This window comes from Streptomyces sp. NPDC000941, assembly GCF_053599555.1.
On sequence record NZ_JBSFMM010000146.1, the window covers coordinates 1 to 12,034 of the forward strand.

Annotated in this window: 11 protein-coding genes and 1 pseudogene; 7 read left to right on the forward strand and 5 right to left on the reverse strand. The window is 73.6% G+C overall.

Translation table 11 applies throughout. The features are described from left to right. Positions 1 to 369: 369 nt before the first annotated feature. Positions 370 to 510 (forward strand): annotated as a pseudogene (locus ACWDSL_RS35570) (DNA-binding protein); the annotation flags it as partial. After that, a complete protein-coding gene (locus ACWDSL_RS35575; RefSeq protein ID WP_450492077.1) occupies positions 507 to 716 on the forward strand; it encodes a DUF397 domain-containing protein in 210 nt (69 codons plus the stop codon). The pseudogene ACWDSL_RS35570 and the gene ACWDSL_RS35575, both read left to right, overlap by 4 nt. Before the next feature lie 466 nt (positions 717 to 1,182). Here the strand turns inward: ACWDSL_RS35575 and ACWDSL_RS35580 are convergent, their stop codons facing one another. Further along, on the reverse strand, positions 1,183 to 1,824 hold the full coding sequence (locus ACWDSL_RS35580; protein ID WP_450492078.1) for a DUF3558 family protein: 642 nt from the start codon (positions 1,822 to 1,824) through the stop codon (positions 1,183 to 1,185). A 171-nt stretch (positions 1,825 to 1,995) separates the two neighbouring features. Further along, on the reverse strand, positions 1,996 to 2,487 hold the full coding sequence (locus ACWDSL_RS35585; protein WP_450492079.1) for an FBP domain-containing protein: 492 nt from the start codon (positions 2,485 to 2,487) through the stop codon (positions 1,996 to 1,998). A gap of 71 nt (positions 2,488 to 2,558) precedes the next feature. Between ACWDSL_RS35585 and ACWDSL_RS35590 the strand changes: the two genes are divergently transcribed. Both ACWDSL_RS35590 and ACWDSL_RS35595 read left to right on the forward strand, forming a co-directional pair. Further along, positions 2,559 to 3,128 (forward strand): TetR/AcrR family transcriptional regulator, encoded by a 570-nt coding sequence (locus ACWDSL_RS35590; protein ID WP_450492080.1) that lies wholly within the window; start codon positions 2,559 to 2,561, stop codon positions 3,126 to 3,128. A 60-nt stretch (positions 3,129 to 3,188) separates the two neighbouring features. Further along, positions 3,189 to 4,394 (forward strand): GDSL-type esterase/lipase family protein, encoded by a 1,206-nt coding sequence (locus tag ACWDSL_RS35595; RefSeq protein WP_450492081.1) that lies wholly within the window; start codon positions 3,189 to 3,191, stop codon positions 4,392 to 4,394. Positions 4,395 to 4,400: 6 nt separating this feature from the next. Here the strand turns inward: ACWDSL_RS35595 and ACWDSL_RS35600 are convergent, their stop codons facing one another. Both ACWDSL_RS35600 and ACWDSL_RS35605 read right to left on the reverse strand, forming a co-directional pair. Beyond that, positions 4,401 to 7,046, reverse strand: coding sequence for an ABC transporter permease (locus tag ACWDSL_RS35600; RefSeq protein ID WP_450492082.1), 2,646 nt, complete (start codon positions 7,044 to 7,046; stop codon positions 4,401 to 4,403). Continuing rightward, complete coding sequence (locus ACWDSL_RS35605; protein ID WP_450492083.1) at positions 7,043 to 7,810, reverse strand: ABC transporter ATP-binding protein; 768 nt, start codon at positions 7,808 to 7,810, stop codon at positions 7,043 to 7,045. Before ACWDSL_RS35605 ends, ACWDSL_RS35600 begins: the two co-directional genes overlap by 4 nt. Before the next feature lie 110 nt (positions 7,811 to 7,920). Between ACWDSL_RS35605 and ACWDSL_RS35610 the strand changes: the two genes are divergently transcribed. Both ACWDSL_RS35610 and ACWDSL_RS35615 read left to right on the forward strand, forming a co-directional pair. Beyond that, positions 7,921 to 9,111, forward strand: a complete 1,191-nt coding sequence (locus ACWDSL_RS35610) for a sensor histidine kinase (RefSeq protein ID WP_450492084.1) — start codon at positions 7,921 to 7,923, stop codon at positions 9,109 to 9,111. A gap of 5 nt (positions 9,112 to 9,116) precedes the next feature. Further along, positions 9,117 to 9,749: a response regulator gene (locus tag ACWDSL_RS35615; protein ID WP_450492095.1), complete on the forward strand. Its 633-nt coding sequence runs from the start codon at positions 9,117 to 9,119 to the stop codon at positions 9,747 to 9,749. Positions 9,750 to 9,793: 44 nt separating this feature from the next. On the opposite strand, the gene ACWDSL_RS35620 is transcribed toward ACWDSL_RS35615, so the two are convergent. Continuing rightward, positions 9,794 to 10,852, reverse strand: coding sequence for a Ppx/GppA phosphatase family protein (locus ACWDSL_RS35620; RefSeq protein WP_450492085.1), 1,059 nt, complete (start codon positions 10,850 to 10,852; stop codon positions 9,794 to 9,796). 309 nt (positions 10,853 to 11,161) lie between these two features. On the opposite strand from ACWDSL_RS35620, the gene ACWDSL_RS35625 reads away from it, so the two are divergent. After that, positions 11,162 to 11,950, forward strand: a complete 789-nt coding sequence (locus ACWDSL_RS35625) for an MBL fold metallo-hydrolase (protein ID WP_450492086.1) — start codon at positions 11,162 to 11,164, stop codon at positions 11,948 to 11,950. The last annotated feature ends 84 nt before the right edge of the window (positions 11,951 to 12,034 follow it).

Consider the following 12,034-nt stretch of genomic DNA (forward strand, 5'->3'; position numbering starts at 1 on the left):
CTCAAGATCGAGTGGCCCTGGGAGAACGACAGCCTCGTCGACCAGCGCAGCGCCACCCGCCCCGCCACCTTCGTCAACCCCGTCGGCTGACCAGCCCCAAGCTGCGCCATGAAGGTCCGCTGCCCCGGTGCGTCACACCGGGGCAGCGGACCTTCCGTTTCACTGTCCGCGCCCTGAAGACGTGCTGACTGCTACGGGGCGAAGCGAACCGTCACGTTCGCCCAACCGTCCGGACTCGCGTAGTGCCATTCGCCGACTTCATCAGCCGACAGCATCGCCTCGGAGTACAGGGCTGCGACGAGGAGTTTCCAGGGCTCATCTCTCTGGGCGGCGCCGGTGCGCGCCAGATCACGTAGCGACTTGTCAGCGGCTGCCCAGCGGGGGCATCTCGAGCGGGACAACAGGTTCGTGCTCCCCATGCTGACGGCCTACCATCAGCTACAGGCCGAAGCGCCCTCTCAGACAGAGTCTGTGGCCATGATCAACCAGCTGCGAAAGGGCACTCCGTGACGACGGAATCCCCCAGTTGGTTCAAGTCCTCGTACAGCGACAACGGCGGCGCCTGCGTCGAGGTCGCCGCAAACCTCGTCGCCTCGCGCGGGGTCGTCCCCGTCCGTGACAGCAAGGAGCCGCATGGCCCGGCGCTCACCTTCGAGTCGAGTGCCTGGTCGTCGTTCGTCGCCGCCGTCAAGGGCGGGGAGTTCCCCGCCACCTGACCACGACGCAACCAGCCATCGAAGCGACCGGCTCTCCCCCCACCCCCTCAGAAAAAACCGCTTGATGCAGTACTTGATATAAAGCAAGCACTTTTTTAAGAGCAGGTGGGGGGAGAGCCCAACCGGACCGGCGCCCACCGCTTCGGGCAACCACTCGCCGCTCCGTCACTCGTCGTCCGGGGAGGGCCCGTTGGGTTGGACGGCGACGATGCCCCCGGCGCCCCCTCTCCTTCCCGCTGCTGGCCGCTGTGCGCCGAAGGCGCGAGACGATGCACGCACGCGGCGTCCGGACCATGCCGACCAGCGTTCGCCGGCCCGTTCGTCACGCTCGCGTACCCCGATGCAGCGCACCGCCGGACTGACCGATCGACCACTGCGCGGCAGCAACTGCGGCGGAGCGCACCCACTCGCAACGCGCAGCGGAGCGGAGCCCACGCGGAGCGGAGCCCACGCGCACGCTGAGACGTCATCGAATGTGGGTCAGGGCAGTGGCGGCGACCGACGCCCCCGCGGGACACGTTCCATCCTGCGCCACCCCGCGGTCCGGAATGGTCGTGGTGCCGACCAAGTGGTCTGTGTCGTGCAGTGCGACGAAGATGAAGCAGATCCTCTGGAACTCGGCCTGCACGGCCTGGTGCTGCCCCACCGGCACCTGCGTCACGCGCCCGTTCTTGGTCATGGTCTTCGCGTAGGACAGTGGTAGATCCAGTGCGAGGCTGACGTTCTGGCCCGCCAACTTCCACGCGCACGTCGCCCCGTGCTTGCCGGACTCCTGTTTCCCCTCGCCACTGATTCTGAGGGCGGCGAGGTCGTGCCCGTCGAGGGCGAGGCACGGCCGCGATGCCAACTGCGCCTGGGTGTACTTGCTCGGCTGCGGTGCGGCTGAGGGCGAGGCGGAGAACGAGGGCGAGGCGGAGGCGGGGGTGGAGGACGAGGCGGAGGACGAGGCGGAAGGCGAGGATGTCGGCCGGGGGGACGATGGCTGCGACGCGCCCTGCCCGCTCGAACACCCGGCGCTGAGCATGCTTACGGCAAGTACAAGCACAAGGCCGCCTGTTCGGCGGGAGCGCCCGCCCCGGGAACGCTGATCGAGATCGAATCGCGGCATATCGGGACGGTAGTGGCGCTGTGCCGGGACCGGTCCCGGCGGTGACTGCCCGGGCCGGATTGGCCTAGTCCGGATTGGCCCAGTAACGCCGGCGTGCCGGCGTAGGCCGCCGCTTGGTCAACCCCACCTCGAAGCACGCCGCAGACTTTCCGCAGGCCCAGGTCCGTATAGTCAACCGGTCACCTTGGTGAAGAACTCCGCGACGTTCGCGACAGTCCGCGCGACCTTCTCCTCCATCGTGAGCGATTCCTGGATCCGCCCGTCCGCGCCCGCGTCCTTCTTGCCCCGTACGTACAGCGAACAGGCGAGGTCGCTGCACACGTACGTGCCGACCGAGTTGCCCTGCTGTCCGGCCCGCCGGGCCTTCGGGGCGACCATCAGGGAGACGCCGCCCGTGTGGGAGGTCAGGCATATCGAGCACATGCCGCGCCGGGTCTGCCAGGACGCGGGGCTGGGGCAGCGCAGCTGGAGGGCTTTGGGGCGGCCGTCCAGGGTGGTGACGAGGTAGGCGCGCTCGTGGGCCTGGGGGTCTCGCCAGCCGAGGAAGTCCAGGTCGTCCCAGGGGCGGTCGGCCAGGTCGCGGGGGACGGAGAGGCGCTTGGCCTCTCCCTTGGTGCAGTTCACGAACGCGGTACGGATCTCTTGCTCGGTCAGTGGCTTCATGAGAGCCAAGCTAATTTGCCTAACCCTCCTAGGCAAATTAATAATACGTTCTGTCGAGTGATGGGAAGGGTATGGCAAACGAAGGACTGGCCATGGAGCGTCTGATCCAGGCGGGGGCAGAGCTCGCCGACGAGGTCGGATTCGAACAGGTGACCGTTTCGGAGCTCGCCCGGCGGCTCGACGTCAAGGTCGCGAGCCTGTACTCGCGGCTGAAGACCTCCCAGGACCTCAAGACCGGGATCGCCCTGCTCGCCCTGGAAGAACTCGCCGACCGCGTCGCCGCCGCCCTGGCCGGACGGGCCGGCAAGGACGCCCTGGCCGCCTCCGCCAACGTCTACCGCGACTACGCCCGCGAGCACCCCGGCCGCTACGCCGCCACCCAGCTCAGGCTCGACACCAAGACCGCGACCGCCAGCGCGGGCGTCAGGCACGCGCAGATGATGCGGGCCATCCTGCGCGGCTACGAGCTGACGGAGCCGGACCAGACGCATGCGGTCCGGCTGCTGGGCAGCGTCTTCCACGGCTACGTCAGCCTGGAGCTGGGGGGCGGCTTCAGCCACAGCGCCCCCGACACCGAAGAGACCTGGTCGCGGATCCTGGACGCGCTCGACGCCCTGCTGCGGCACTGGCCCGCGCCCTGACCAGCCAGAATCCACGTACTGAGAGCCATAGAGAGAAACAGAGAGCGACAGGTCGAGACGATGCACACCACCGACCACGACTGGATCACCACACCCCTCACCGCGGACCTGCTGCGCGGCGCCCTCGACCTGGAGCGCACCGGGCACGGGCTGCTGCCGCACCGGCTGCCCGCCCGGGCCCGCGCCCAGTGGTCCGACGGGCAGCTCGCCATGGTGGAGTCCCAGCCCTCCGGCGTACGGCTGGTCTTCCGGACCGGGGCCACCGCCGTCGAACTGGACACGCTGCCCACCAAGCGGATCTACGTGGGCGCCCCGCCGCGCCCGGACGGCGTGTACGACCTGCTGGTCGACGGCCGGCTGGCCGGGCAGGCAAGCGTGGCCGGCGGCAACACCCTGACCCTCGACATGGCCACCGGGGCCGCCGAGCACCGGCCCGGCCCGGTCGGCACGCTCCGGTTCACCGGACTGCCCGACGGGGTCAAGGACGTCGAGATCTGGCTGCCGCACAACGAGACCACCGAACTGGTCGCCCTGCGCACCGACGCCCCGGTCGAGCCCGCACCGGACCGGGGCCGGAAAGTGTGGCTGCACCACGGCAGTTCGATCAGCCACGGCTCCGATGCCGCGAGCCCCAGCACCACCTGGCCCGCGCTCGCCGCCTCCCTCGGCGGTGTGGAACTGATCAACCTGGGGCTGGGCGGCAGCGCCCTGCTCGACCCGTTCACCGCCCGCGCCCTGCGGGACACCCCCGCGGACCTCATCAGCGTCAAGATCGGCATCAATCTGGTCAACGCCGATCTGATGCGGCTGCGCGCCTTCACCCCCGCCGTCCACGGCTTCCTCGACACCATCCGCGACGGCCACCCCACCGCACCGCTGCTGGTCGTCTCGCCGATCCTGTGCCCCATACACGAGGACACGCCCGGCCCCACCCTCATGGACTTCACCGAACTCGGCGCCGGACGGCTGCGGTTCCGGGCCTCGGGCGATCCGGCGGAGCGGGCGAGCGGGAAGTTGACCTTGGGCGTCATCCGGGACGAGCTGGCCGGGGTGGTGGCGCGGCGGGCGGCCGAGGACCCGAATCTGTACTACCTCGACGGCCGTGACCTCTACGGCCCGGCCGACGCCGCCGAACTGCCGCTGCCCGACGAACTCCACCCGGACGCCGCCACCCACCGGCGCATGGGCGAGCGCTTCGCCGAACTGGCCTTCGCCGCCGACGGTCCCTTCGCGGGCCGCGCCGCCCTCACGGACCGCGTCAGCTGAGTCGGCTCAACCCGCCCCGGCGCCCGTCCCCTTGGCGAGCGCCGCCCGGGCCGGCAGCACGCTCGCCGCGAGCGCCAGCACCAGGCAGCCCGCCACAGCCGCCGCGACGGGCGCCGCGGGCACGATCAGCCGGACCGGGACGCCGAAGGTGCCGCTGAGGCCGGCGCGGACGCCGAGCAGGGACGGGAGGGCGGTCAGGGCGCCGAGGACGGAGCCGAGGGCGACCACGAAGGTGGTCTCCGCCGCGACGGTCCACAGGACCTGGCGGAGCGTCGCGCCGGACAGGCGCAGCAGACGCAGATCGCGCAGCCGGTCGGCGGTGGACATCAGGAGGGTGTTGGCGACGGCCACGCCCGTGCACCCCGCCGACATGGCGACCAGCAGCAGGGTGAAGACCTCGACCAGACGGTCCTCCTCGGCGTCCGCGCGGCGCGCGTATTCGGCCACGCTCACCTCCTCGGCGCCGAGCCCCCGGAGCGCGGCGGACGACGCGGCGGACGACGTGGCCGGGCCGGTGCGGTAGACGACGTCGGTGAGGGCGGAGGGGTCGTGGGCGCGGACCGTGGCGCGGGGGAGCAGCGCGGTGTACGGGGTGGGGGCCGTACGGTCGGCGAGGACCGCCACGATCCGCAGCCTCTCGGTGCGGCCGTCCTCGAAGGTGACCTCGGCTGAGTTGACCTCGGCAGTGGTGGCCTCGGCGGCGGTGGCCTCGGCGGTGGCCTCGGCCGAGGTGTGTCCGCCCAGCGTGGTCAGCGCCGACTCCGTCACGGCCACCGTCCCGGGGCCGCGCAACCGGGCGAGCGATCCGGAGACGGTCCGCAGCCGATGGTGGACGTCGGCGAAGGCGCCGGGGTCGATGCCCGCGGCCTCCATGGGGGTCTTCGCCGCGCCACCGTAGACGGTCGTGGCCAGCAGCCCCGTCCCCGGGACGGATCCGACGGCGGCGTCGGACAGCCCCGGGGTGCCGTCGCGGGCGACGACGGCGGCCTCGGCCCGTACGGAGGCGGTGTCGCGGGTGGCGTAGGAGTGCACGGAGGTCTGGGTGTTGCCCGTGATCAGGACGACGAAGCCGACGGTGGCGAGGACCGGGGCGGTGGTCGACGCCGTACGCCGCACCGCCGCCAGCATCCCCTCGCGCACCAGCAGGCCGCCTGCGCCACGGCGGCGGGCGAGGGGCCAGGAGACGGCCCGTACGAGGGGCGGGACCACGGCGGGGACGAGCAGGGTCACGCCGGTGATCAGCCCGACGGCCGTGCACAGGGCGAGGGTGGTCATATCGGTCGGGTCGGCGAAGGCGGTCCCGGCCGCGGCCGCGCAGCCCAGGGCGGTGAAGGCGATACCGGTCAGCGCGCGGGCGCGGGTCATCGGGCGGTCGTCCGCGGCGGCCTCGCGCAGCGCCTCCAGCGGACCGGTCCCGGCGGCCCGGCGGGAGGCGGACCATACGGCCGTCAGCGCGACGGCCAGACCGGCGGCGAACGTCGCGGCGAGCACCCACGTCTGACGGCGGACCGCGAAACCGGGCGGCAGGAAGCCCGCGTCGGTGAGCACCGAGCCCAGCGCCGGGGCCAGCGCCGCGCCGAGCAGGGCCCCGGCCGCCGCGCCGGCCGCGCCGACGGCGAGCGCCTGTCCGTACAGCAGACGGCGCAGCTGGCGCCCGGTGGCGCCGACCGCGCGCAGCAGGCCGAGTTCGCGACGGCCCCCGGCCACGCTGAAGGCGAACGTCGAGGCGACGACGAAGACCGTCGCGAAGGCCGACAGCGCGCCCATGGCGGTCAGCACCTGGCCGCCGATCCAGCGCGTCCTGGCGTCCCGTACGGGGGCCAGTTCGCTCCGCGCGGCGCCGTCGAGCACCGTGCCCGAGCCCGTGGCCGCCGAGCGCGCCGCCGTCGCGACCGCGCCGGGGTCCGCGCCCCGCTCGGTCAGCAGCCCGATGACCCGCACCCCGCCGGACAGTTCGGCGGCGCGCTCGTCGGTCAGGTAGTAGCCGGGCCCGTCGACCGTGCCCGAGACGGTGAACCGCTCGGGCCCCGCCGCGGTCAGCAGCGTGATCCGCTCGCCCGGCCGGGCCCCGAGGGCCCGGTCGAGAGCGACCTCGTCGGACCGGTGCGGCGCGCGGCCCGCGGTGAGCCGGTACGGGGCGAGGGCCGCGCCGGACCAGCCGTGGCCCAGCCGGTCACCCTTCCGCTGCCCGGCGTCGCGTACGGCGTCGCGTGCGGGGCCGCCGTCCGCGACCGCCTGCGCGTAGAAGGACCGGTCGGGCACCGCGCGCCGCACCCCGGGCACGGCGGCCAGCGCCCGTGTCAGCTCCTTCGTCTGTTGGGCGGACCAGGGGGCCCGCTCCAGGAACACCCCGTCGGGGCCGGTGCCGCCCTGGGCGCTCCGTACGAGCACGGGGGCGCCCGCGTACCGGCCGGGCACCCCGCCGTCCCCGGACAGCAGGATCAGCGCGCTCATGGTGAGGACCGCGACGCCCAGCAACAGGGCGGTGAACGAACCCGCGAAGGCCGTGCGGCGCGCCCGTACGGTGGCGACGGCCAGGCCGAGCATGCCACCGCCCCGGCCTCCCCTTCCGACCCTCGTACGGGCCCTCGTACCGGCCCTCGTACCGGCCCTCATGCCGCCGCGCGTACGGTCGCGGTTTCCCACCCTCATGCCGCCGCCTCCAGCACCGACATCCGCGCGGCGATGGCCGCCGCCCCGGGCCGGTCCGCGAGCTCGTCGGCGATCCGCCCGTCGGCCAGGAAGACGACCCGGTCGGCCCACGCGGCCGCGGCCGGGTCGTGGGTGACCATGACCAGCGTCTGCCGGTGGCGGTCGACCAGGCCGCGCAGCAGGCCGAGCACGGCGCGCGAGGTGGTGATGTCCAGTGCGCCGGTCGGCTCGTCGGCGAAGAGCACCGCGGGGCGGCTGATCAGCGCCCGCGCGATGGCAACGCGCTGCTGCTGGCCGCCGGAGAGCCGGTCCGGGCGATGCCCGGCGCGGTCGGCGAGGCCGACCTCGGCGAGCGCGGCGGCCACTTGGGCGGGGTCGGGGCGGTGGCCCGCGAGGCGCAGCGGGAGGGCGACGTTCTGCTCGGCGGTGAGGGCGGAGACCAGGTTGAAGGACTGGAAGACGAAGCCGATCCGCTCCCGGCGCAGCAGGGTCAGGGCCGTCCCGTCCAGCTCTCCGGTCTCCGTGCCGCCGATGACGACGCGCCCCTCGGTCGGCCGGTCGAGCCCCGCCGCGCAGTGCAGCAGCGTGGACTTGCCGGAGCCGGAGGGGCCCATCACGGCGGTCATGGTGCCCTCGGCGAAGTCGAGCGTGACCTGGTCGAGGGCGGTGACGGCCCGCTCCCCCGTCCCGTACCGCCGGGAGACGGCGCGCAGTTCTACGGGGTGGGGGACGGGGTGGGGCGAGGGTGTTGTGGTCGTGGGCATGGCGCCGAGTGAACCGGCGCGAGGCCGGGCGGCACACGGGTGGCCGGGCTAGTCCCGATACTCCACTTGGCACTACTGTCCGCGGCCCGCCGCGCGGCTACGGTCGAGCGGTGATCCCCCGAGACCCACTGGAAGCGCTGACCCGCGGGCCCGCCGGTTTCCTCCGCTCCTCCTGGCCCTGGCGGTCCGCCGGCTATCTGCTCGCGGGCGGGGTGCCGGGCGTCGCATGCGGGCTCGCGGTGGCGGGCGTGGCCGCGTCCTGGGCGCGGATCGGCGCGGCGACGGCCGTGCTGTGCGCGCTGCTCGTGCTGGGCTGCGCCACCGTCGCGGCCCGCCCGTGGGAACGGCGGCGGCTGCGCCTGGTCGCGCCCCACACCAAGCTCCACGCCAAGCCGTACGCACTGCCCCTCGCCAAGCCGTACGCGCGCGAGATCGGCCACGGCGCGCTGTCCGTCCTCGCCCTCGGCTGGGTCGATCTGGCGGTGGTCCTGGTGTCGTTGGGCATCCCCGGCGCGCTGCTCGCAGCGCCGCTGCAGCCCGAGGCCCCGCCATGGGCCCGGCTCGGCGGCCCGCTCGCGGGTGCGCTGCTGCTGCCGGTGGCCGCGTATCCGATCGCCGCCTGGGCGGGGGCGCGGGCGGCGGTGTCGCTGGCCGTACTGGCGCCCGGCGACGCGGAGCTGACGCAGGTACGGCGGTCCCGGGCGCGCCTGGTGGACGCGTACGAGGCGGAGCGGCGCCGGATCGAGCGGGATCTGCATGACGGGGCCCAGCAGCGCCTGGTCGCGCTGACCATGAAGCTGGGCTTGGCGGGGCTCGACCTGCCCGCCGGGTCGCGCGCGGCGCGCGAGGTGGCGGAGGCGCACCGGATGGCCAAGGACGCGCTCGCCGAGCTGCGCGAGCTGATCCGCGGGGTGCATCCGCAGGTGCTGACCGAGCGGGGGCTGCCCGCGGCGGTGCGGGACGTGGCGACGCGCTCGCCGATGCCGGTGGACCTCGATATCGACCTGGAGCGGCGGCTGCCGCCCGCCGTGGAGGCCGCCTGCTACTTCGCGGTGTGCGAGGCGCTGGCCAACGCGGCCCGGCACAGCGGCGCGGCCCGGCTGCGGGTCGGCGGGCGGCTGCGCGGCGGGGTGCTGGTGCTCGAGGTGACCGACGACGGGCGCGGGGGCGCGGACCCGGCCGCCGGGACCGGGCTGACCGGGCTCGCCGACCGGGTCGCGGCCGTGGACGGCAGAATGCTGCTGTCCAGCCCGGTCGGCGGGCCGACCCGGCTGCGAGTGGAGATTCCGTGCGGCGGTTGAGCGTGGTGATCGGGGAGGACGCCGTACTGCTGCGCGAGGGCCTGGTGAGCTTGCTGGAGCGGTTCGGGCACCGCGTCCCGGCGGCCGTCGGCGACGGCCCTTCGCTGGTCGCGGCGGCCCTGGAGCACGAGCCCGATGTCGTGATCGCCGATGTGCGGATGCCGCCGGGCTTCACCGACGAGGGGCTGCGGGCGGTGCGCGAACTCCAGGCTCTGCGGCCGTCCCTGGCCGTCCTGGTGCTCAGCCAGTACGTCGAGCAGACCTTCGCCGAGGAGCTGCTGGCCGCCCGGCGCGGCGCGGGCACCGGCTATCTGCTCAAGGACCGGGTCGGCGACGTCGCCGAGTTCACCGACTCGCTGGCGCGGGTGGCCGACGGCGGTACGGTCATCGACCCCGAGGTGGTGCGGCAGCTGCTGGCCCGCGGGCGGGACCCGCTCGCCCGCCTCACCCCGCGCGAGCGCGAGGTGCTGGCGCTGATGGCCGAGGGCCGCTCCAACTCCGCGGTGGCCCGGGCCCTGGTGGTCACCGAGGCGGCGGTCGCCAAGCACATCGCGAACATCCTGCTCAAGCTGGATCTCCCGCCCGCCCCGGACGACCACCGCAGGGTGCTGGCGGTCCTGGCGTATCTGCGGGGCTGAGGCGGGGCTGAGGCGGGGGCGAGGCAGAACCGGTACCGGGCGGCTCAGGTCCAGGGAATGGTGGCGGTCTGGAGCCGCCCGGACCCGTACCGGCCGCGGGCTGTCGGCAGAGCCACGACGGACGCGCCCACGGGGGCGCCCGCGACCTCGCGGGAAGGGCCCGGGACCGGGTGTGTCTCCAGCTCCCGGAGCCGGTCGAGCAGGACCCCTTCGCGCAGCGCCCAGGGGCAGATCCGCAGCTGTTCGATGCCCAGGACGTCCATCGCGGCCTCCGCGACGACCGCACCGGCCAGGGCCTGGTGGGCGCGGGCGGCGGAGATCCCGCGCAGCCGGGCGCGCTCGGCCGCGCTCCTGGCGGCCAGCCGGGGCACCCAGGCCGCCAGCCGGTCCCGGTCCAGGACCCGTTCGGCGTACGGCCCGGCCTTGGCCTTCGGCCCGCCGGTCAGCCGGGCCAGCTGGGCGAAGGTCCTGGAGCTGCCGACGTGGGTCCGCGGCACGGGCTGGTCGCGCAGCCCCTCGGCCGTCTCGCTGATGACGGACCGTACGAACTGGCGCAGCGCCTTGACGTCCCCCTTCTTCACCGGCCCGGTCTCGGGCAGATGATGGCGGGTCAGCCGCCCGGCACCCAGCGGTACGGACAGGGCGACGGCGGGCTCGGCGCGGCTGCCGCAGGCGAGCTCCAGGGAGCCGCCGCCGATGTCGAGCAGCAGCATCTCCCCGGCCGACCAGCCGTACCAGCCGCGCGCCGCGAGGAAGGTGAGCCGCGCCTCCTCCTCACCGGTCATGAACGTCAGCCGGATCCCGGTCGCGTCCTCGACCTCGGCGAGTACGGTCGGCCGATTGGCGGCGTCGCGGATCGCGGAGGTGGCGAACGGCACCATCGTGTCCACGCCGTGGGCCTCGGCGACCGCGGCGGCCTCGGTCACCGCGGCGACCACCCGTTTGATCGCCTCCTGCTCGATCACGCCCTGCCGGTCGGTGGACTCCGCCAGCCGCACCGGCCATTTGAGCGAGGTCACCGGCTCGGGCGGACCGCCCGGCGTGAGGTCGGCGATACCGAGATGGGCCGACTGGGAACCGATGTCGAGCACTCCGAGACGCATGTCTGCTGACTGTCCGTTCCCTGGAATTTCACTCATCGTTTCCTTTTCGTCGGAAGGTTCCCGGCCACCCGACCTGTGATGCCGGGCTTGATGCGGGTCGGCAGGAAGGTGTCACCAGGGCGGGTGATACGCGGCGGCCCTGCTCATGGGCCGCCGACACCGTCCCGGCGGGGCCCGTGTGCCAGTTGACAACGCGTTCGGGCCCGGAACCAATGGGGGGATTGGGCCGGATTCACGCTGTGTCTACGATCATGGACAGGACCGTCATGGTGAGAGGCACCGTCACATGAGAGGCAGCGGGACACAGCGATGAGCGAGTCGATTTCTCCGGGGGCCTTGGCCGTGCGCTATCTGGGAGGGCCCACCGCGACCCTCGACATCGGTGGCGTACGACTGCTGACCGATCCGACCTTCGACCCGCCCGGGGACTATCCCATCGGTGAGCGCAAGCTCGTCAAGACCGCGGGCCCGGCCGTCGCGACCTCCGGCCTCGGCCCCGTCGACGCGGTGCTGCTCTCGCACGACCAGCACCCGGACAACCTCGACCGGGCGGGCCGAGCCTATCTCGACCACGCTGACCTGGTGCTCTCCACGGCGTCCGCGCGGGAGCGGCTGGGCGCGACCGTAACGGCGCTGCCGAACTGGGAGACCTTCGAGCTGCCGCGCCCGGCCGGCGGCACGCTGCGGATCACCGGCGTCCCGGCCCAGCACGGCCCGGACGGCACCGAGCATCTGGTCGGCGAGGTGACCGGTTTCGTGGTGTCGGGGGGCGGGCTGCCGACGGTGTACGTGAGCGGCGACAACGCCTCGCTGGACGTGGTGCGCGCGATCGCCGAGCGGATGGGGCCGGTGGATGTGGCCCTGCTGTTCGCGGGCGCCGCCTCGACCCCGCTGGTCCCCGGGGGCTTTCTGACCCTGCCCAGCGATCAGGCGGCCCAGGCGGTGGAGATCCTCGGCGCCCGGCAGGTCGTACCGCTGCACTTCGAGCACTGGGGGCATTTCACGCAGGGCGCCGACACGCTGGTCGACGCCTTCGAGGCGGCGGGGCTCGCCGAGCGGCTGTATGTGCTCAAGCCCGGCGAGCGGATCGAGCTTTAGGACCATTCCTGAGGGCGCTCGGCGCCTTCAGGAAGCGGCGTTTTCACGCAACGTTTGGCGACCGGCAGGTTCAGGGCCCTTGTC